The 19,399-nt window shown below is 67.5% G+C and carries 17 protein-coding genes, 2 tRNA genes and 1 pseudogene; 10 read left to right on the forward strand and 10 right to left on the reverse strand.

Annotation, left to right across the window (positions count from 1 at the left end; translation table 11 throughout):
• Window positions 1-112: 112 nt before the first annotated feature.
• On the forward strand, window positions 113-2,398 hold the full coding sequence (locus tag MF607_RS04130) for a glycoside hydrolase family 3 N-terminal domain-containing protein (RefSeq protein ID WP_242116176.1): 2,286 nt from the start codon (window positions 113-115) through the stop codon (window positions 2,396-2,398).
• Between the two features lie 95 nt (window positions 2,399-2,493).
• Entirely contained in the window at window positions 2,494-2,730 is a 237-nt protein-coding gene (locus MF607_RS04135; protein WP_242116177.1) for a hypothetical protein, read from the forward strand.
• Here MF607_RS04135 and MF607_RS04140 read toward each other — a convergent pair.
• Window positions 2,667-3,485, reverse strand: coding sequence for an IclR family transcriptional regulator (locus MF607_RS04140; protein WP_242116178.1), 819 nt, complete (start codon window positions 3,483-3,485; stop codon window positions 2,667-2,669). The genes MF607_RS04135 and MF607_RS04140 overlap by 64 nt on opposite strands.
• Window positions 3,486-3,513: 28 nt before the next feature.
• The gene (locus tag MF607_RS04145; protein ID WP_242116179.1) at window positions 3,514-4,389 is read right to left on the reverse strand and encodes an ROK family protein; all 876 of its coding nucleotides are present in this window, start codon (window positions 4,387-4,389) and stop codon (window positions 3,514-3,516) included.
• 171 nt (window positions 4,390-4,560) lie between these two features.
• Between MF607_RS04145 and MF607_RS04150 the strand changes: the two genes are divergently transcribed.
• The 3 genes from MF607_RS04150 (at window position 4,561) to MF607_RS04160 (ending at window position 5,851) form a co-directional block, all read left to right on the forward strand.
• Window positions 4,561-5,586, forward strand: coding sequence for a LacI family DNA-binding transcriptional regulator (locus MF607_RS04150; protein ID WP_242116180.1), 1,026 nt, complete (start codon window positions 4,561-4,563; stop codon window positions 5,584-5,586).
• A 67-nt stretch (window positions 5,587-5,653) separates the two neighbouring features.
• Window positions 5,654-5,729: transfer RNA gene (locus MF607_RS04155), tRNA-Ile, on the forward strand.
• A gap of 45 nt (window positions 5,730-5,774) precedes the next feature.
• Window positions 5,775-5,851, forward strand: a tRNA-Pro gene (locus tag MF607_RS04160).
• Window positions 5,852-6,126: 275 nt separating this feature from the next.
• On the opposite strand, the gene MF607_RS04165 is transcribed toward MF607_RS04160, so the two are convergent.
• Window positions 6,127-7,515, reverse strand: coding sequence for an aminotransferase-like domain-containing protein (locus MF607_RS04165; protein ID WP_242116181.1), 1,389 nt, complete (start codon window positions 7,513-7,515; stop codon window positions 6,127-6,129).
• A 110-nt stretch (window positions 7,516-7,625) separates the two neighbouring features.
• Here MF607_RS04165 and MF607_RS04170 point away from each other — a divergent pair, with 110 nt between their 5' ends.
• On the forward strand, window positions 7,626-8,474 hold the full coding sequence (locus MF607_RS04170) for a PhzF family phenazine biosynthesis protein (protein WP_242116182.1): 849 nt from the start codon (window positions 7,626-7,628) through the stop codon (window positions 8,472-8,474).
• Window positions 8,474-9,079 carry a DJ-1/PfpI family protein gene (locus MF607_RS04175; RefSeq protein ID WP_242116183.1) on the forward strand — a complete coding sequence of 202 codons (606 nt, stop codon included), beginning with the start codon at window positions 8,474-8,476 and terminating at the stop codon, window positions 9,077-9,079. Before MF607_RS04170 ends, MF607_RS04175 begins: the two co-directional genes overlap by 1 nt.
• A gap of 166 nt (window positions 9,080-9,245) precedes the next feature.
• Here the strand turns inward: MF607_RS04175 and MF607_RS04180 are convergent, their stop codons facing one another.
• Together MF607_RS04180 and MF607_RS04185 are read right to left on the reverse strand one after the other, a co-directional pair.
• Window positions 9,246-9,485 (reverse strand): DUF3253 domain-containing protein, encoded by a 240-nt coding sequence (locus MF607_RS04180; RefSeq protein WP_242116184.1) that lies wholly within the window; start codon window positions 9,483-9,485, stop codon window positions 9,246-9,248.
• Between the two features lie 82 nt (window positions 9,486-9,567).
• On the reverse strand, window positions 9,568-10,470 hold the full coding sequence (locus MF607_RS04185) for a LysR family transcriptional regulator (RefSeq protein WP_242116185.1): 903 nt from the start codon (window positions 10,468-10,470) through the stop codon (window positions 9,568-9,570).
• 98 nt (window positions 10,471-10,568) lie between these two features.
• On the opposite strand from MF607_RS04185, the pseudogene MF607_RS04190 reads away from it, so the two are divergent.
• A pseudogene (locus tag MF607_RS04190) lies at window positions 10,569-11,741 on the forward strand (MFS transporter).
• 89 nt (window positions 11,742-11,830) lie between these two features.
• Here MF607_RS04190 and MF607_RS04195 read toward each other — a convergent pair.
• The gene (locus tag MF607_RS04195) at window positions 11,831-12,727 is read right to left on the reverse strand and encodes an AraC family transcriptional regulator (RefSeq protein ID WP_242116186.1); all 897 of its coding nucleotides are present in this window, start codon (window positions 12,725-12,727) and stop codon (window positions 11,831-11,833) included.
• A 150-nt stretch (window positions 12,728-12,877) separates the two neighbouring features.
• Here MF607_RS04195 and MF607_RS04200 point away from each other — a divergent pair, with 150 nt between their 5' ends.
• Window positions 12,878-13,894: an aldo/keto reductase gene (locus MF607_RS04200; RefSeq protein ID WP_242116187.1), complete on the forward strand. Its 1,017-nt coding sequence runs from the start codon at window positions 12,878-12,880 to the stop codon at window positions 13,892-13,894.
• A gap of 293 nt (window positions 13,895-14,187) precedes the next feature.
• Here MF607_RS04200 and MF607_RS04205 read toward each other — a convergent pair whose 3' ends face one another.
• The 4 genes from MF607_RS04205 to MF607_RS04220 all read right to left on the reverse strand — a co-directional run bounded on the left by MF607_RS04205 (window position 14,188) and on the right by MF607_RS04220 (window position 17,415).
• Window positions 14,188-15,015 carry a hypothetical protein gene (locus MF607_RS04205; protein ID WP_242116188.1) on the reverse strand — a complete coding sequence of 276 codons (828 nt, stop codon included), beginning with the start codon at window positions 15,013-15,015 and terminating at the stop codon, window positions 14,188-14,190.
• A 121-nt stretch (window positions 15,016-15,136) separates the two neighbouring features.
• A complete protein-coding gene (locus MF607_RS04210) occupies window positions 15,137-15,415 on the reverse strand; it encodes a hypothetical protein (RefSeq protein ID WP_242116189.1) in 279 nt (92 codons plus the stop codon).
• 253 nt (window positions 15,416-15,668) lie between these two features.
• Complete coding sequence (locus tag MF607_RS04215) at window positions 15,669-15,914, reverse strand: putative periplasmic lipoprotein (protein ID WP_242116191.1); 246 nt, start codon at window positions 15,912-15,914, stop codon at window positions 15,669-15,671.
• 142 nt (window positions 15,915-16,056) lie between these two features.
• A complete protein-coding gene (locus MF607_RS04220; RefSeq protein WP_242116195.1) occupies window positions 16,057-17,415 on the reverse strand; it encodes a M20/M25/M40 family metallo-hydrolase in 1,359 nt (452 codons plus the stop codon).
• A 300-nt stretch (window positions 17,416-17,715) separates the two neighbouring features.
• Between MF607_RS04220 and ettA the strand changes: the two genes are divergently transcribed.
• On the forward strand, window positions 17,716-19,395 hold the full coding sequence (gene ettA / locus MF607_RS04225; protein ID WP_242116198.1) for an energy-dependent translational throttle protein EttA: 1,680 nt from the start codon (window positions 17,716-17,718) through the stop codon (window positions 19,393-19,395).
• Window positions 19,396-19,399 lie beyond the last annotated feature (4 nt).

Here is a 19,399-nt window from a genome sequence, read left to right on the forward strand (position 1 = left end):
TCGCCGATCGCTCTTGATGTAACCGGTTACATGATCTTAAAACGCGCTTCAACCACAGATTCGAAACACAAGCGCATCCATTTCGTTGCGCAAACGACACAGAGGGGATCGCATGGAAGACATTCGCATTTCGCGACGGGCGATGATGATGGGCGCGGGCGCGATCGCCGCTTGGAGCGCGTCGCCGGCGCGGGCGCTGCTGGCGCAGGCGGGCGACCGGCTGCCGGCATCCGTAGAAGCGCTGATCGGTCAGATGACCGTCGAGGAGAAGGCCGGACAGCTGACGCTGATGGCCGCCGCCTGGGCGGGCGGTGCGGCGAATGCGCTCAATCCGATCAGCGCGACGGCGACGTTCGACGAGCAACTGGCGCAGGTTCGCGCCGGCCGGCTGACCGGCGTGTTCAACGGCAACGGTGCCGACATGGCGCGGCGCATGCAGACCGTGGCGATGCGCGAACAGCGGCTGAAGGTGCCGTTGCTGTTCGCCGCCGACATCATTCACGGCTTCCGCACCGTCTTCCCGATGCCGCTCGCCGAGGCGGGGACGTTCGACGCCGATCTGGCCGAGCGGACCGCGCGTGCGGCGGCGGTCGAGGCTTCGGCGGCGGGAATCGACTGGACCTTCGCGCCGATGGTCGACATCGCCCGCGACCAGCGCTGGGGCCGGGGGATCGAAGGGGCGGGCGAAGACCTGCTGCTCGGCAAGACGATGGCCGATGCGCGGGTGCGCGGGTTTCAGGGCCGGCGCGGCCTTGCCGCCGACGATGCCGTCGCCGCCTGCGCCAAGCATTTCGCGGCCTATGGCGCGGGCGAGGCGGGGCTCGACTACAACACCGTCGACGTGTCCGAACGGACGCTGCGCGAAACCTATTTCCCGCCGTTCCAGACCGCCTTCGCCGCCGGCGCGCCGACGACGATGGCCGCGTTCAACGAATTGTCGGGGGTACCGGCGACCGCCAATCCGTGGCTGCTCGACACGATCCTGCGCAAGGAATGGGGGTTCGGCGGGCTGGTGGTGTCCGACTATACCGGCGACGAGGAACTGATCGCGCATGGCTTTGCCGCCGATGCGCGCGAAGCGACGAAGCTTGCCTTCCTCGCGGGTGTCGACATGTCGATGCAGTCGGGATTCTACATCAAGCATCTCCCCGATCTGGTCGCCAAGGGCGAGGTGCCGATGGAACGGCTCGATCAGGCGGTGCGCCGCGTGCTGGCGCTGAAGGTACAGCTCGGCCTGTTCGACAATCCGTTCCGCCGCATCGACCCGCGTCGCGAAAAGCAACGGGTGCGCACGCCCCAGCATCTGAAGCTGGCGCGCGAGGCCGGGGCACGGTCGATCGTCATGCTGAAGAACGACGGCGACCTGTTGCCGCTGCCCAAATCGGGCAAGCGCATCGCGCTGATCGGCCCGTTCGTACAGGGGCAGCGCGAGTTGATCGGGACATGGAACGTCTATGGTTCGGATGCGGAGGCGGTCGACCTGCTGACCGGCGTGCGTGCCGCCGTCGCCGATCCGAAGCTGGTCAGTGCGGTCGACGGATCGGGCATCACCGATCCGATCCCCGGCGGGATCGAGGCCGCGGTGATCGCCGCGTCGCAGGCCGATATCGTGTTGCTGGCGATCGGTGAATCGCAACGCATGTCGGGCGAGGCGCAGTCGCGGGTCGATATCGGCATTCCCAAGACGCAACTCGATCTGGCGGAGGCGGTGCTGGCGACCGGCAAGCCGACCGTCATCCTGTTGCGCAATGGTCGGGCGATGGTCCTCGACAAGCCGGTGCTTGATGCGCGGGCGATCCTCGTGACCTGGTTCCTCGGATCGGAAAGCGGGCCAGCGACTGCCGACATCCTGTTCGGCGATGTGTCGCCATCGGCGCGGCTGCCGGTCAGCTTTCCCTATGCGACGGGGCAGGAGCCCTATTATTACGCCCACAAGACGACGGGGCGTCCCAACCCGCCGGGGCCGCTGGCCGAGTATAAGGCGCGGTATCGCGAGGGGCCGAATGCAGCGCGTTTCCCGTTCGGGCACGGGCTGACCTATGGCCGGATCGCCTATAGCGACCTCGATCTGGGCGACGGGCGGCTGAACAGCGACGGCGCGCTGAAGGTGCGGGCGCGGATCACCAACAGCGGAACGCGGGCGGCGACCGAGGTCGTGCAGCTCTACATCCACGACGTCGCTGCCAGCATCACCCGCCCGGTGCGCGAATTGAAGGCGTTTCAGCGCGTGGCGCTGGCACCGGGAGAATCAAAGATCGTCGAGTTTACGCTGCGGGCCAATGATCTGCGTTTCATCGGGGTGCAGAACCGGCCGGTGGTCGAACCGGGCAGCTTCCGGATCTGGGTCGCGCCGTCGGCCGAGGCCGATGGCGTGAACGGCAGCTTCGTACTGGCGTAACCAAACTCCCTCTCCCCTTCAGGGGAGAGGGCTTAACGGACGCACCCGCATCGTCGATCGGCGCGTTAACGCCTTCACCACGAAGGAGAAGCATCATGACCGACGGCAAGCAACCCAATCAGGCGGTCGGCTCCGGCAGCGACACCGCCAAGCCCGATGGCGTGAACACCGCGCCCGGCGGCGGCGAGTCAGGGGGCGGTGCCTATCCCAATCCGCATGACGCCGGCGACGAAGGACGCTTCGACGGCGGGCAGAGCCTGAAGGACTATCATGGCAGCGATGGCGCCAAGGAGAACGATGCCACCGGCACCGACGGGTCGGGATCGGCATAACCCAGGTCGCGGCTGATCGCCCGCGCGGTCTCCGCCACCTTCGGTCCGATCGAAGCGACCTTGTCCGGCGTCAGATATTGCGCGGCGGTGGCGATGCCGATCGCGGCGACGATCGCGTCGGACACGTCGCGGATCGGGGCGGCAATCGACCGGATGCCGTCATTGCCCACGCTGTCATGGATCACATGCCCGCGCGCGATATTGGCGCGCATCGCGTCTACCCAATCGGCGATGGCATTCGCGTCGGTGGCACCCGTCGCGCGGTAGAGCCGCGTCAGACCGTCGTTCCGCTCGTCGAACAGCAATGCCTTGCCAAGCCCGGTCTGCGCCACCGGGCGCCGGTCGCCGGGACGGGTCGATACCTCCAGCCGCTGCCGGCCGGCAGCACGGTCGAGATGGAGCGAATGGTCGCCATCGCGCCGCCCAAGGAACACGCACAGCCCGGTATCGGCCGACAGCGCTTCCATCCGCGCGCGTGCGACGCGGACCAGATCGATACGGCGATGCGCGGTAAAGCCCAGTTGCAGCAGCGTCGGCCCCAGTGTCAGCAACCCGCGCTCGGCCTGCGCGACATAGCCGCGTTCGACCAGCGCCGCCGCCAGCCGATGCGTCGTCGTCCGGCTAAGGCCCAATATCCGTGCCAGTTCGGCGACGCGCAGTGGTTCGTCGCGCAACGCCTCGACCAGGTCGAGACCACGCATCAGCGTCTGCGTGCCGCGCGACGCGCCCGACGGTTCTTCGCTATGGTCGTTCATCGCGCCGACATTGGATCAGCGCGCCGCGTTACGCCAGCATGTCTTGCGCCATGACGAGCGTACCCAGCGGACCGGCCTCCTCACCCAGCGCTGCCGGCACGATCCGCTCCGCGATCGATCCGGCATCGACATAGCCCAGATAGCCGCCCAGTGCCGCGACCACCCGTTCGCATACCATCGGCAGCATCTGCGGCTGGCCCAGCCCGACCCCGCCGCCAACGATGATACGGGCCGGGGAAAGGGTGAGGAACAGCATCGCGAACGCTTCGCCCAGCGCATCGGCGACATCGCGCCATGCCGGATCCTCGGCCGACAGCAGATGCGCCGGCCCGCCGCTGCGCGCCGCGATTGCCGGCCCGCTGACCAGTCCTTCCAGGCAGTCGCCATGAAAGGGGCAGGCGCCGGCGAAGCCATCGTCGGCGCGACGGCGTACGCGGATATGCCCCGCCTCCGGATGCATCATGCCGGTGACCGGACGGCCACCGGCGATAACCCCCATGCCTACCCCGGTGCCGACGGTGACGTACAGGAAGTCGGACAGGCCGATCGCCGCGCCGAAAGCCCCTTCGCCCAGTGCCGCGCCGGTCACGTCGGTGTGGAACGCGACCTTGTCGAACCCCTGCGCCAGCGGTGCGACGATCTCGGCCCCGGCCCAATGCGGCTTGGGGGTCGGCAGCATCGTGCCGTCGGCGACTGAGACCGGGCCGAAACTGGCGATGCCGATCGCGGCGGGGCGATGGTGGTGCCGCCATTCGGCCAGCTTCGCGGCGATTGCGCCGAGCGTTTCGTCGGGCGTGGTCGTCGGCACGCGGAACCGGTCGATGATCTCCCGCCCGCGCCCAATCACCGCAATCGATTTGGTGCCACCCAGTTCCACGCCGGCAACGATCCTGTCGGAATGCATTTCGATCCTCTCTCGTCGAACGGCCGGCGTTGTGCCGCACCATGGCGTGGCGTCGCAAGCCACGCCGGCGACCACGACCCGCTATCGTCTTTCGCAAACGTTTGCAACGTTCCAATATGTGCCGATATTTTCGCTGGCGGACGGTGAGATTTTGTTCGTACAAGCAGCGGCATGGAGCAGGATGCACAAAAGTCCCGGGTGCGGACCATCGCCGATCTAGCCCGGCTGGCGGGGGTATCGCCGGGGACCGTGTCGCGCGCTCTGGCTGGTAAGTCCCTGGTCAACGCGGAAACCCGCGACCGCATCCAGGCCTTGGCCGCCGAGCACAGCTTCCGCCCGAACCAGATGGCGAGCAGGCTCAGGACGCAGCGCACCGGAGTGATCGGCGTGGTCGTGCCACTGGGGCATGAGCGGCGGCAGCACCTGTCCGACCCGTTCTTCATGACGATGCTCGGCTTCCTCGCCGACCGGCTGACGGAGGACGGCTATGACCTGATGCTGTCGCGCATCATTCCCGACGCGACCGACTGGCTGGAGCGGATCGTCGATTCGGGGATGATGGACGGCGTGCTGCTGATCGGCCAATCCGATCAGGTCGATACGATCGAGCGTGTGGCGCGCCGCTATCGCCCGCTCGTCGCCTGGGGCAGCAGCGACCTGCCGGGGCAGGCGCATTGCGCGGTCGGCACCGATAATATCGCCGGCGGGCGTCTGGCGGGCGAGCGGCTGATCGCGCGCGGGGCCCGGCGCATCGCGTTCCTCGGCGAACTGCGCGCCCCGGAAATTCGCCAGCGTTACGAAGGGGTCGCAACCGCCATGGCGGCGGCGGGGATCGAGCATCCGCCGATCCAACTCGACACGCATCTCGCCTCCGACATCATGGTGCAGGAAGTGACCGGGCATCTCGACCGCGTCGGTGGTGAGATCGACGGCATCGCCGCCGCCTCCGACGTGATCGCGCTGACGACGCTGCGGGTGCTGGCGGATCGCGGCATCCGGGTGCCCGACGACATGCCGGTGGTCGGCTATGACGATCTCCCTCTCGCGCTGAGTGCGGTGCCGCGCATCACGACCGTACGGCAGGACATCGCGCGCGGTGCCGACGAAATGGTCTCCGCATTGTTCCGCCGCATCGCCGGCGAGGATGCGCCATCGGTCATGATGCCGCCGGTGCTGGTCGAACGCGATTCGGCATAAGCGGGCGGGGGGCATCAACGCCCTTGCGCAGGCGTGGCCGGCAACGCTATCGCTCGCGCCGCAGGTGGGGCCTGTAGCTCAATGGTTAGAGCTGGCCGCTCATAACGGCTAGGTTGCGGGTTCGAGTCCTGCCGGGCCCACCAAATGCTTGCGTCGCGGCCGATACCGGCCTAGGCGCAACCCTTCGTCGGGGAGTGGCGCAGTCTGGTAGCGCGCCTGCTTTGGGAGCAGGATGTCGCAGGTTCGAATCCTGTCTCCCCGACCAACTCCCGCCAAGTTACTGATTTCACGTCGCCAACCCGGCGATCGGGAACCGTTGCACCCCCGATTGTACCCGGTGGGGGCCATGACGCGGGATTGCCGAACCCGGAACCCTGCGGCGGCGGCGATGATTGGCGGCGCAACCTCTCGGTGGCGCGCCAGTCGCTGCCGCTTCCCATTTCGTTACGCACCGTGAATTCTTACCACGCACGCCCTGTAACTGCTCGACTGGACGTTGCCCCCGAGATTCCCTGCCTCACTATGCGTTCGCGTCGGCGGCTATCGCTGCGCGCGCTCCAGGAAAGCGGACAGGCGATCGTCGTCGCTCATCGCGACGTTGAACCGCATGTGATCGCGCCATCCACCGCTGGTGCTGAAGACCGGGCCGGGCGCCAGCACGATGCCGTCACCGATGGCGCGACGGGCGAGGTCGACGGCATCGACGCCGTCCGGCAGCCGTGCCCAGAGGAAGATGCCCGCCGCCGGCTCGATCCACGGCTCGATGCCGACTGCGCGCAGCCGCTTGGTCACCCGCGCCGTGGCCCGGGCGAGCCGGGTGCGGACGCCCTCTACATGGCGGCGATAGCTGCCATCGGTCAGCACCGCATGGAGCAGGGTCGCCGCCAGCGGGCTGCCCGCCATCGAGGTGGCGATGCGCAGGTCGGCGAGCGCCTCGATCCAGTCGGGTCGCGCGGCGATGTGCCCGCAGCGTACCGCCGCCGACAACGACTTGGAAAAGCTGCCGATCCGGATCGTCCGGTCGAGGCCGTCGAACGCCGCCAGGCGCGGCGACGCCACATGCTCGAAGTCGGCGAAGATATCGTCCTCGACGACCGCCATGTCGTGCGCCTCGGCGATCTTGAGCAGCCGGTGCGCAGTCGGTGCGCCGAGCGCGGCGCCGGTCGGGTTATGGATGCCGGCGTTGGTCAGATAGAAGCGCGGGCGATGCACTGCGGCTGCCTCGGCGAACGCGGCGACATCGGGGCCCGTCGGCGTTATCGGCACGCCGATCGCCGTGGCCCGGTGCGCCCGCAGCAGCGCCAGAAAGTTGAAGTAGCAGGGATCGTCGACCAGCACGGTGTCGCCCGATTGCAACAGCAAGCGGCACACGAGATCGAGCGCATGGGTGCCGCTGTCGGTCAGCAGGATCTGGTCGGGACCAGCCTCGATCCCCTGGTCCGCCATCCGGCGCGCCAGCAGCACCCGAAGCGGCAGTGAACCGTGGGGAGATGCATAGCCGGTGAGCGCGCCATCCTGCATCGTCCGCGCGGCGCCGCGCATTGCCTTGCGCAACGCATCCCCCGCCAACCAGTCGTCGGGTAGCCAGCCGCACCCGGGTTTGAGGTCGTGCCGATCGTCGCCCAGCGATTGGCGCAGCATCCAGAGCGGATCGACTTCGCGTTCGTGCCCCGGCGCGAGCCGGTCCAGCGCCAGCGGCGCGAGCGGCGCGGCCACATAGAATCCGGACCCGGGCCGCGACCGGATAACGCCTTCTCCAGCCAGTCGCTCATATGCCTCGACCACGGTTGAACGTGCGACGCTACTCGCATCCGCCATGGCGCGGATCGAGGGAAGGCGGGCGCCGGGCGTCAGCATCCGCGCCTCGATGCGGTCGCGGATGATCCGGACCACCATCCCGGTGCGGGTTTCGTCGGGCTGGGCTGCCATCGTTCCGGTACTTTCACCAATACAGTTCGGCGCGATCGTATCGGTCCGTGCCTGTTCGCGCCAGTCGCCGCGGGGTAGCACGCGTCACCAATTGCAGGAGAACCGAAGCCGTGACCCGCCCCTTCCGCCTCGTCGACGTGTTCGGCACCGATCCGCTGACCGGCAATCCGCTGGCGGTCATCGCTGACGCTGAAGGTCTGTCGGGTGAGGACATGCAGCGCATGGCCAACTGGCTAGACTTTGCCGAGACGACGTTCCTGCTTCAGCCCGACGACACGGCCGCCGATTATTTCGTACGCATCTTCACTCGGGAGCGCGAACTCCCCTTCGCGGGGCATCCGACGCTCGGGAGCGCGCATGCCTGGCTTGAAGCGGGCGGGCAACCGAAGCAGGACGGCGTGGTCGTGCAGCAGTGCGGCGTCGGGTTGGTGACGATCCGCCGTGATGAGGAGCGCCTGTCCTTCGCTGCCCCGAAACTGCTGCGGCGCGGCGCGCCCGACGAAGCGGACCTGATGCGGGTCGCGGACTTGCTGCGGATTAACCGCGGTGCGATCGTCGATGCCAGCTGGGCGGATAACGGACCGGGTTGGCTGGCCGTCATGCTGGAGTCGGCCGACGCAGTGCTCGCGGTGGAGCCGGCTTGTCCGCCAGCGGGATCGGAGCGCCTGAACGTCGGCGTGGTCGGGCCGCATCGACCCGGCGGCGTCGCATCGTTCGAGGTGCGCGCGATCATTTCGCCGGGCCACGGCAGCCTGCTCGAAGACCCGGTTACCGGCAGTCTCAACGCCTCGGTCGGCCAGTGGCTGTTCGCCAGCGGCCGGGCGAGCGGCAGTTACGTTGCCGCGCAGGGCACCCGGCTGGGCCGGACCGGGCGCATCCACGTCTCGCAGGACGACACCGGTCAGGTCTGGGTGGCCGGCGCGACCCGAACCCTGTTCAGCGGTTCGGTGCAAGGCTGATGCAGGTCGCGATCCTTACCTTCGACGGTTTTAACGAACTCGACTCCTTCGTCGCCGCCGCGATCCTCAACCGGCTGCGTCCATACGGCTGGACCGCGCACATCACTGCGCCCACCGAGACGGTGACGTCGCTGAACGGGGTGATCGTCCATCGCCAGCGACCGCTAGATTTCGTCGAGGAAGCCGATGCGGTGCTGATCGGCAGCGGGGTTCGCACGCGCGACATTGCCGCTGATTTATCAATGCTGGCCCGGCTTCGTCCCGATCCGACGCGGCAGCTGATCGCGGCGCAATGTTCGGGCACGCTGCTGCTGGCGAAGCTGGGGCTGATCGGCGACTTGCCGGCCTGCACCGATCTCACGAACAAGAAGTGGGTCGTGGAGGCCGGCGTCAACGTCATCGACGCGCCCTTCGCGGCGCATGGCAACGTCGCGACCGCCGGCGGCTGCCTCGCGGCACCGTATCTCGCCGGCTGGATGATCGCGCGCGGCGGATCGCCCGACCTTGCGCGCGAAGCGCTGCACTATGTCGCGCCGGTCGGCGAAAAGGATCGGTTCGTAAATCATGCCTTGGCCGTGATCGCAGGCGAGATGGCCGACGCCTGAGAGACGGAACAACTGAATCGTAGGATCGCCCCACGCCAACACCCGACCGACCGATCCATCTCGCCCTCTGCGACAGTTCGACGTCGACGTGATGCGCCAGCAGCACGTGCGCTTGCCGGCCACAACCGGTGCCCCACTGCCGATCGGCGTGGGCGGGAAGGCGGCTTCAATCGCGGTTGGGAAGACCGATCCGGTAAGGTCCCGATCGCGTCGCCAACCGTGCTCCCTTCCAGCTCAACCGCACCGCCCCGTCGCGGACCAGCCCGTCGATCGCCGCATGCACCAACGGCATCGCACTGCGCCAATCCTCCGGCGACAATGTGCGTGCCACTTCGCTAGGGCAGATCGTTGCCCCCGCAGCGCGACGCGTGAGAAGGTCCAGTGTCGCGGCGCGGGCATCGTTCATCCGCGCCGTATAGCATGGCTTACCGCACCGACGACGACACGGTGCGCGAGCGCGACGCGATCATCACGCCGGCCGCCACTCGCTAGTCTACCCCGGCAGCAAGCCGCTCGACCAAGAAGTCGACAAACACCCGCACCCGCGCCGGCATGGTCGACCCGCCGACGAACAGCGCGTGGAGCGGTTCGCGGTCCTGCGGGTTGAACGCCTCCAGCAGCGGCACCAGAGCCCCGCTGGCAAGGTCCTCCTCCACCGCGAACCGTCCGACCCGTGCGATGCCGACGCCTGCACGGGCAAGCTGCGCCAGCGATTCCCCGTTGTTCGCCTCGATCGATCCCGTCACCGCCAGCGCACGGTCTCGCCCGTCCTCGCGGAATGGCCAGCCGGGCTCGGCGCGGCGGAAGTTGAAGCTCAGGCAATTGTGACCGCTGAGGTCGTCGGGCACCTGCGGCGTGCCGTATCGCGCAAGATAGTTGGGGGAGGCGACCACCACCCGCCCGGTCTCTCCCAGCTTGCGCGCGGTGAGCGGGCTGTCGGCGAGCACGCCGAAGCGGATCGCGACGTCGGCTTGCCCGCCCAGCACATCGATGATCCGGTCGGACAGGTTCAGGTCGACGACGATGCCGGGATAGCGCGCGGTGAAATCGCCGAGCAGCGGCACGACATAGAGCCGTCCGTGCGCCAGCGAAGCCGTAACGCGCAGCCGCCCGCGCGGGGAAGCCTGATCGGCGATGGCATCCTCGACCTCGGTCATGTCGGCGAGGATGCGGCGGGCGGCGCGCAGATAGGCTTGTCCCTCGGCAGTCAGCGCCAGTGCCCGCGTCGTGCGGACCAGCAATCGCACGCCCAGCCGCGCCTCGATGCGTGCGACGATCCGGCTGACCGCCGATGGCGTCAGTCCCAGGGCGCGGGCGGCGGCGGACAGGCTGCCTTGTGCCGCGACGGCGGCGAACACCGCCATTTCACCCGATCGTCCGGCAACGTCCATCTGTGAATCCCCGGCAAAAGAGCTGGTCCCATTCTGCGGCTACACGAGCTGGACGCAAGCCATCATCTCGGTCGGCGCAACAACGAAAGGCGGGCGCGATGCGCTTCAATCCACCCCTTCTGGCGCTGGCGATCGGCGCGTTCGGCATCGGCGTGACCGAATTCGCGCCGATGGGCATGCTGCCCGACATCGCCGGCGATCTCGGCGTGTCCATCCCTGCGGCCGGCCTGCTGGTCAGCGCCTATGCGATGGGCGTGCTGGTCGGCGCGCCGCTGATGACGCTGACCACCGGCCGGATCAACCGGCGGACGCTGCTGGTCGCGCTGATGGGCATCTTCACGCTCGGCAACGCGCTGTCGGCGCTGGCGGACGGATATTGGATGCTGATGGCGGCGCGCGTCGTCACCTCGTTCAACCATGGTGCTTTTTTCGGCGTCGGATCGGTGGTGGCGGCCGGGCTGGTTCCTGCCGACAAGCGCGCCGGCGCGGCCGCGGCGATGTTCACCGGGCTGACCGTCGCCACGATCGGCGGCGTGCCGCTGGCGACCTGAGCCAGCGGGATATTGGGCTGGCGCACCGCCTTTGCCGGGATCGCGGGCGTGGGCGCGGTCGCGATGCTGTCGCTGCGCCTCGCACTGCCGGCGCTACCGGCGGCGGAGGGCGGCGACATGCGCGCCGAATTGCGCGTGCTGAGGCGCGGGCCGGTGCTCGCCGCGCTCGCGCTCACCGTCGTCGGCGCCAGCGCGATGTTCACCGTCTTCACCTATATCGTGCCGATCCTGCGCGATGAGACGCACGCGTCGACCGGCTTCGTGACGGCGATGCTGATGCTGTACGGGATCGGGCTGACCATCGGGAATATGCTTGGCGGCCACCTTGCCGATCGCTCGATCGAGCGCACGCTGATCGGCAGCTTTGCGGTGCTCGCCACTGCGCTGGTCGTGTTCGCGGGCGTCATGCACTGGCCGTGGCCGGCGGCGATCGCGATCCTGATCTGGGGCATCGCCAGCTTCGCGATCGTGCCGCCGCTGCAGATGCGCGCGATGGTCGCCGCGGCGGACGCCCCGAACCTCGCCTCGGCGATGAACGTCGGTGCGTTCAACCTCGGCAATGCGTTCGGTGCGGCGCTGGGCGGCGGGGTGATCGGTGCCGGATTGGGTCTGCCGACCGTATCGCTGGCCGGCGTCGCGATGGCGGCCGTCGCGCTGGTCATGCTGCTGGCGTTCCGGCGTCAGCCCCGCTTTGCCGGAACCGTGCGATCCTGCGGCTGAGATAACCCCGCGTCCATGCCCGGCGTGCCGATCGTCTGCATCTTCCCCCCGGTCGTCATGCCGGCCCTTGTTACCTGACCGGGTAAGTATCACGGCAGCGCCGGATCCGGCACGAGTTGCGCGCGGATCGCGGCGGCATCCCGGCCCGGCGGCGCACCGAATAGGCGACGATAGTCGCGGCTGAACTGTGACAGGCTCTCATAGCCGATGGCGAAGCCGACGCGCGCGACCTCCTCGGCGGCGATCAGCCGGCGGCGGGCTTCCTGCAATCGTACCTGCTTCTGGAACTGCACCGGCGTCATTGTCGTCACCGCCTTGAAATGGCGGTGGAAGCCGGGGACGCTCATGCCTGCCAGCGCCGCCAGATCGGCGACGCGCAGCGTGTCGGCATAATGGTCGCGGATGTGGGCGGTGGCGCGGCCGATCCTTGCGGCGTGGGTATCGGAGAGCCCGATCTGGCGCAGCGACGGCCCCAACGGACCGCCGAGCAGCCGCCAGACGATCTCGCGCCGGATCATCGGCACGAGCACCGCCTGGTCGTGGGGGCAGTCCAGCAGTTCGAGCAAACGCCTGAAAGGATCGCGCAGCGCCGGGTCGTGATCGCTGGTCGCCAGCGCGGCGAAGCCGGGCGACGCGTCGCGCGCCGCCGCCTGCTCGACCAGCAGTTCGGCCACGATCGCCGGATCGATCGCAAGCGACAGCGCGAGATAGGGGCGATCAGGGCTGGCCTCCGTGATCCGCGACGTCACCGGCAGGTCGACCGAGGCAAGCAGGCACTGGCCGGCGGCATAGCGATAGGCCACGCCGCCCAGCACCGAAATCTTGCCACCCTGTACGACGAGACAGAAGGAAGGCCGGTATAGCGCGGGGATCAGGGCGCACGGCATGTCCGCACGGTTGATCAGCAGGCCGTCGATCGGTGTCTCCCGGCCATGGGTCCGCCAGTGGCGTTCGATCAGCGGCGCGAGATCGCATAGGCTCGTCATGGACCGAACGATAACCGCCGGTGGCTGCGCATGCACGGGTCGATGCGATGCTTTGATAGGATCGGGCAGGACATTGATCGGATCGGCGTCGCCGCGCCCCACGTTCGCCGTCTATTTCGGTCACATCCGGTTTCATCAGGAGAACGACCCATGCGCATGCGCCAGCTCGGCCACAGCGGCCTCTTCGTGTCTGAACTCTGCCTCGGCACCATGACCTTCGGCGGCAGCGAGGGCATGTGGGGCCAGATCGGCAAGCTCCGGCAGGAGGAGGCCGACGCGCTGATGAAGACCGCACTCGACGCCGGCATCAACTTCATCGACACCGCCAACGTTTATGCCGGCGGCGAGAGCGAACGTATCCTTGGCCAGTCGCTGAAGAACCTCGGTGTCGCCCGCGACGATGTCGTGATCGCGACCAAGGTGCTGGGACCGATGGGGGACGGCCCCAACGCACGCGGCGCCTCGCGCGGGCACATCATCGGCCAGTGCAAGCAGAGCCTCCAGCGCCTTGGGCTCGACCATATCGACCTGTACCAGATCCACGGCTTCGACCCTGCGACCCCGATCGAGGAGACGCTGGAGGCGCTCGACACGCTCGTCCGTCACGGTCATGTCCGCTATCTCGGCCTTTCCAACTGGGCGGCGTGGCAAGTGGTGAAGGCGGTCGGCATCACGCAAGCGCGGCGGCTCGCGCCGATCTTGTCGCTTCAGGCATATTACACGCTGGTCGGCCGCGACCTGGAACGCGAGATCGTGCCGATGCTCCGGTCCGAGAAGATCGGGCTGATGGTGTGGAGTCCGCTGGCCGGCGGCTATCTGTCGGGCAAATATGACGGCGAGGGCCAAGCGGCGGACGGCCGGCGCGCGACCTTCGACTTTCCGCCGGTCGACCGCAGCCGCGGCTCGGCGGCCCTCGCGGAAATGCGCCGCATCGCGGGCGCGAAGGGTTGCACCGTCGCACAGGTGGCGCTCGCCTGGCTGCTCCATCAGCCGGTGGTCACGAGCGTCATCATTGGCGCGAAGCGGGTCGACCAGCTTGCCGACAACATCGCCGCGACCGGCGTCTCGCTCGACACCGACGATCTTGCCGCGCTCGATGCAGTGACGAAGCTGCCGGCGGAATATCCCGGCTGGATGCTCGAACGGCAAGGCGGCTATCGCGCGTGAGGAACGGCCGGCGCGACGGGCCGGCGCATTCTACAGGCGCGACGACACCGTCGTTCCCGCCAGCGACCAGCGCGCGCCAGACGACAGTCGTGCCGGATGTCAGGCCCGCCAGCCTTACGACAGTAGAGATACGAACAGGCGTATCTTCGACCGACCGCCCGCCTTCGTCTCCATGCGCGACATCGTTCAGCGTCGCGTTTCCAGGCGGCGGGAAACCCGATCTGTCGGGTGACGTCTTGCAGGATGTGCGGGCACATGGCTGGACACCCGACGCGACGCCCCCGGGCTGATCGCTACAGATCGCCCGTGGTGGCAGGAACGGCGCGAACGGTGCGCGGCGGGACTTGCCGCCATGCCGCGTAGAGCAGTGCCCCGCTGGCCATGGCGGCGGCGACCGCCAGCGGTGCGGGCGGAAGCTCGGTCAGCAGCGTCACGCAACGTTCCCATGCCGCGGTGCCGCCGATGGTCTCGAACGCGATCATCTGTGCGGCAGTAGCGACGGCGGCGAGGGTGAAACCGATGCCGCGCCCCGGGCTGCGCGCCGCGAGCAAGGTGGCGATCAGCAACGTCAGCAGGTTGGCGAGGTGGAATGACAGGTGAAATCCGCCAAATCCTGCCGAGCCGCCGATCGGAAAGCCCGGGATCGCCGGCAGCAGCCGGCCAAGGATCGGCGGCAGCACCAGTAGCGCCGTCGCCAGCGTGGCCGAACCATGCGCCACCACCAAGCGGCGTCGGGCAAGGGCATAGGCGACCATGGCGATGACCGAGGCTCCGGCGATTATGTCGGCGCTCGCCAGCCGCGCGCCATAGGTGGCATGAAACGGGTCGGCACCGCTCCGCCACAGCGATGCCATGCTGTGCAGCGCGAGCGGCCCGGCTGCCGCGAACAGTGGCAGGACGACGAAGGTGGCAAGGCCGCACCTCCGATGCCACGCAATCCGCCGGGTGGCGATCGACCAGCTCTGGACCGTCAACAGCGCCAGCCACGCGGTCGCGGTGATGCCATGCGCATGCAGGGCGAATGGCGCCTCGCGCAGCCGTCCGAAATAGCCGGGCCAGAACGCGAGGGCGATCATCGGAAACAGGAGCGACAGCCAGCGATGGGCATGACGATATGGCATGATTCCCTCCCTTGAAGGACGCCTGCGATCCGGCGTTACCGCATGTCGGCGATCGCCGCCTGCCGCGCGATCAACTGCCACGCATCGCCGCGCCTAGCCCGGATGTCGGTTACGGGCCGCATCACCTGTTCGCCCGCCCCGGTCCCCTGGTCGGGACCATCGCCGCAAAGCCCATGACCGCCGTCACTTCGGGCTTACGGTAAATCAGCGTGATGCGTTTGCGGCAATCGCGATGGTCGAGCAGGTCCTGCACCATCGCCTCGCCGAATCGGCCATAGGCGGCACCCAGTTCGGGCGGCATCGTCACGCCGGACGCGAGTTGCGCGGCGGACGGGACGGAGAATAGCAGTGCTGTGACGGCGACGCAGCAGCGTCCGTAGGTTCCTGCCCGCCCGAACATCGATCGCCTCCCGCTGCACGACGGAAGATCATAGGGCAGTCGCCGGACGCCTTCTGTCCTTCATTTGGAGTAGGCGGGGGACGGCGCGCGTTCATGCTGCGCAATGTCCCGGCCGTAATCATGCCCCAATCGCGCCACCGTGGCGTCGAGGGCGTAACGATCGGTTTCAGGCACGAAAAAGGGCGCCGCCGTTGCCGGGGCGCCCTTTCCGAAATCCGGTTTCCCGTGGCTTGGAAGCCTACGGGAAAGGGAATTACATGCCGTTGTGCTCGGCCGAGTTCTCGATCGCGTCCGACGCGTCTTCGGCGTTTTCCGAAGCGTTCATCAGGTCGGCAGCGACGGCTTCGTTCGAGGTGTTCTCAGCCTGCGCTTCGAGGTTGTCGGCCAGCATTTCGAGGTTGTCCGACGCTGCGTCAGCGGCGTTGTCGGTCGGGGTGTTCTTGCAAGCGGCGACCGAGAGGAGGCCGGCTGCGGCGGCGACGAGCATGATCTTCTTCATAAGGGTAACTCCCAGAGAAATCCATTTCGCGAAAGGCCGGCGTCACCGCCGTCGCGAAGTTGCCGCAATAGCGCCTTCCACGCTGCCGTCAATCGTCAATTGTGGCAGGAATGCGGCTTTGCGACCAATGGCGGACCGTTTCCTACTTGCGACGAAACGGTCCGATCGGTTCCGGCGCGTTGGCGACGACGGCCAGCATCGCCGTCCATGCCGCTACGTTTTGCTGCAATTGCACAGGGTCGACCTTGTCCAGCGTATCGTCGGGGGTGTGGTGCAGATCGAAATAGCGCAGGCCGGATTGGGTAAGGTCGATGGCAGCGACATTTTGCGCCAGCGTCGGTCCGATATCGGTCCCGTCACCCGCGACGGCGGTGCCGCGCGTGATGCCGAGCGGGGCCAGTGCCGCAGCGAGCCGGTCGCCGATCGCGGCCGATTCGGGGGGCAGGGCGACGTCGAACCGCCACACCCGGTCCGCGCCGAAATCGCTTTCGGCGGCTAGGGCGTGACGGTCTCCGGCATGCGCCTTCGCATAGGCGGCGCCGCCGACGCCGCCGACTTCCTCGGCACCGAACCACACGACGCGGATCGTGCGGCGCGGGCGACCGGCGTCCATGATCCGTTTGGCAGCCGCGGTCGTGATGCCGAGGCCGGCGGCATCGTCGAACGCGCCGGTGCCGAGGTCCCAGCTGTCGAGATGCCCGCCGATCAGCACGACGCCGGCGGCGGGATCGCTCCCCGGGACTTCGGCGATGACGTTGCCCGATTCACGCATCCCGATCTGGCGCGGGGTCAGCGTCAGGCGCAGGCGGACAGGGCGTCCGCGCTTCAATACGCGTTCGAGCTGTTCGGCATCGGGCACCGACAGCGCGCCCGCCGGGATGGCCACGGTGCCTGCCGGAAAGACCGTGCTGCCGGCATGCGGGTTGCGATGATGGTCGGTGCCGAGCGAACGGATGACGATCGCCGCCGCGCCCTTTTGCGCGGCGATCGCCGGACCCGCCCGACGGACCGCGCCGAACGCGCCATAGCTCGACCCATCCTGCGTCGCGGCCATGGCATGGCTGACGAACGCGATCTTGCCCTTCAGGCTGCCGGTCGGCGCGGCCTTCAGATCGTCGAGCGTCGGGAAATAGACGATCTCGGCTTCCAGACCCTTGGCCGGCGTCTCGCCCGAATTGCCGAGCGCGGTGATCGCCAGCGGTTGCGGGAAGGGGCTGATGATGGCGGCGCGCTCCTCGCCCCGGACCCAGACCGGCATCTGATAGGGTTCGATGCGGACATTGCTGAACCCCAGTGCCTTCAGCCGTGCCACCGCCCAGTCGCGGGCGCGCGCTTCGTCGGGCGTGCCGGCAAGGCGCGGGCCGATCTCGGTGGTCAGGCCTTCGGTAATGTCCCACGCGACGGTATCGGTCAGCGCCGCATCGCGCAGGGCGGTGACGTCGATCGTCTGGGCAAGGGCGGGGAGGGGCAGGGCGAGGGCGGCGAGGAGCAGGCGGCGCATTGGGTTCCCCTAGTTCGGTTCTTTCCCGTTCCATACGGACAGCTTCAAAGAACGCAAATCCCCGCCTGCGGGGAGGGGGACCAGCGAAGCTGGTGGAGGGGGAGGGCCGCGCAACGCAACCGTTCCGTATGCTGCCACCCCCCTCCACCGTCCTGCGGACGGTCCCCCTCCCCACGACGTGGAGAGGATTTGTCGGTCCACGTCGCCTGATGGGCCGCGCGTTGCCAAGTCATCGGCCCATCGCTACATCGCGGCAGACGCTTATTCCCCATCCAGACATTCGAAACGGAGCCTTCGGCAATGGCCGTACAGTACAGCTATGTGATGAAGGGTCTGACCAAGACCTTCCCCGGTGCGAACAAGCCGGTGCTGAACAACATCCACCTGCAATTCCTTCCCGATGCGAAGATCGCGATCATCGGTCCCAACGGCGCGGGCAAGTCGACGCTGATGAAGGTCATGGCCGGCATCGACACCGAATTCACCGGCGAAGCCTGGGCCGCCGAAGGGATCAAGGTCGGCTATCTGCCGCAGGAGCCGAAGCTCGATCCGACCAAGACGGTCATGGAAAACGTCAAGGATGGCGTGCGTCCGGTCGCGGACCTTGTCGATCGCTTCAACGCCATCTCGGCCGAAATGGGCGACCCGCAGGACGACACCGATTTCGACGCGCTGATGGAGGAGATGGGCGAGCTTCAGGCGAAGATCGACGCGGTCGATGGCTGGAGCCTCGACAACCAGCTCGAGATCGCAATGGAAGCGCTGCGCTGCCCGCCAGGCGACGCATCGGTCGAAAACCTGTCAGGCGGTGAAAAGCGCCGCGTCGCGCTGTGCAAGCTGCTGCTCGAAAAGCCGCAAATCCTGCTGCTCGACGAACCGACCAACCATCTGGACGCCGAAAGCGTCGCGTGGCTGGAAAATTACCTCAAGGAATATACCGGCAACGTCATCCTCGTCACCCACGATCGCTACTTCCTCGACAATGTCGTCAACTGGGTGCTCGAACTCGATCGCGGCCGTTACTACACCTACGAATCGAACTATTCGGGCTATCTGGAAAAGAAGGCCAAGCGCCTCGAACAGGAGGAGCGCGAGGAAGCCGGCCGGGCCAAGGCGATCCAGGACGAACTGGCATGGATGCGGCAGACGCCCAAGGCGCGCCAGACCAAGTCCAAGGCGCGTATCCGTGCGTTCGACGAACTGGTCGAACGGCAGGAGAATCGCGCGGTCGGCAAGGCGCAGATCCTCATCCAGATTCCCGAACGCCTCGGCGGCAAGGTGATCGAGGCCGAGGGTTTGACCAAGGCGTATGGCGACAAGCTGCTGTTCGAAAATCTCGACTTCAACCTGCCGCCCGGCGGTATCGTCGGCGTGATCGGCCCGAACGGCGCGGGCAAGTCGACGCTGTTCAAGCTCATCACCGGGCAGGAACAGCCCGATGGCGGCAAGATCGAGGTCGGGCAGACGGTGAAGCTCGGCTATGTCGATCAGTCGCGCGACGATCTCGACCCCAACAAGAATGTCTGGGAAGAGGTGTCGGACGGCCTCGACGTGTTCCGCTTCGGCAAGCAGGAACTCGGCACGCGTGCCTATGTCGGCGCGTTCAACTTCAAGGGGCAGGACCAGCAGAAGAAGGTCGGGCAGCTGTCGGGCGGTGAACGCAATCGCGTCCATATCGCCAAGATGCTGAAGGAGGGCGGCAACGTCCTGCTGCTCGACGAACCGACCAACGACCTCGACGTCGAAACGCTGCGGGCATTGGAAGAGGCGCTGGAGTCGTTCGCCGGCTGCGCCGTGGTCATCAGCCACGATCGCTTCTTCCTCGATCGCCTGTGCACCCACATTCTGGCGTTCGAAGGCGACAGCCATGTCGAATGGTTCGAGGGCAACTTCGAAGCCTATGAGGCCGACAAGCGCCGCCGCATGGGCGATGCCGCCGATCGTCCGACGCGGCTGGCGTACAAGAAGCTGACCCGCTGATCCG

Source organism: Sphingomonas lacusdianchii, assembly GCF_022664395.1.
Taxonomy (GTDB): Bacteria; Pseudomonadota; Alphaproteobacteria; order Sphingomonadales; family Sphingomonadaceae; genus Sphingomonas; species Sphingomonas lacusdianchii.

Excerpts from the sequence above, each read along its gene's own strand:
- MF607_RS04130 (WP_242116176.1), top strand. The coding sequence starts at position 113 with ATGGAAGACATTCGCATTTCGCGACGGGCGATGATGATGGGCGCGGGC.
- MF607_RS04135 (WP_242116177.1), top strand. The coding sequence starts at position 2,494 with ATGACCGACGGCAAGCAACCCAATCAGGCGGTCGGCTCCGGCAGCGAC.
- MF607_RS04140 (WP_242116178.1), bottom strand. The coding sequence starts at position 3,485 with ATGAACGACCATAGCGAAGAACCGTCGGGCGCGTCGCGCGGCACGCAG.
- MF607_RS04145 (WP_242116179.1), bottom strand. The coding sequence starts at position 4,389 with ATGCATTCCGACAGGATCGTTGCCGGCGTGGAACTGGGTGGCACCAAA.
- MF607_RS04150 (WP_242116180.1), top strand. The coding sequence starts at position 4,561 with ATGGAGCAGGATGCACAAAAGTCCCGGGTGCGGACCATCGCCGATCTA.
- MF607_RS04165 (WP_242116181.1), bottom strand. The coding sequence starts at position 7,515 with ATGGCAGCCCAGCCCGACGAAACCCGCACCGGGATGGTGGTCCGGATC.
- MF607_RS04175 (WP_242116183.1), top strand. The coding sequence starts at position 8,474 with ATGCAGGTCGCGATCCTTACCTTCGACGGTTTTAACGAACTCGACTCC.
- MF607_RS04180 (WP_242116184.1), bottom strand. The coding sequence starts at position 9,485 with ATGAACGATGCCCGCGCCGCGACACTGGACCTTCTCACGCGTCGCGCT.
- MF607_RS04185 (WP_242116185.1), bottom strand. The coding sequence starts at position 10,470 with ATGGACGTTGCCGGACGATCGGGTGAAATGGCGGTGTTCGCCGCCGTC.
- MF607_RS04195 (WP_242116186.1), bottom strand. The coding sequence starts at position 12,727 with ATGACGAGCCTATGCGATCTCGCGCCGCTGATCGAACGCCACTGGCGG.
- MF607_RS04200 (WP_242116187.1), top strand. The coding sequence starts at position 12,878 with ATGCGCATGCGCCAGCTCGGCCACAGCGGCCTCTTCGTGTCTGAACTC.
- MF607_RS04205 (WP_242116188.1), bottom strand. The coding sequence starts at position 15,015 with ATGCCATATCGTCATGCCCATCGCTGGCTGTCGCTCCTGTTTCCGATG.
- MF607_RS04210 (WP_242116189.1), bottom strand. The coding sequence starts at position 15,415 with ATGTTCGGGCGGGCAGGAACCTACGGACGCTGCTGCGTCGCCGTCACA.
- MF607_RS04215 (WP_242116191.1), bottom strand. The coding sequence starts at position 15,914 with ATGAAGAAGATCATGCTCGTCGCCGCCGCAGCCGGCCTCCTCTCGGTC.
- MF607_RS04220 (WP_242116195.1), bottom strand. The coding sequence starts at position 17,415 with ATGCGCCGCCTGCTCCTCGCCGCCCTCGCCCTGCCCCTCCCCGCCCTT.
- ettA (WP_242116198.1), top strand. The coding sequence starts at position 17,716 with ATGGCCGTACAGTACAGCTATGTGATGAAGGGTCTGACCAAGACCTTC.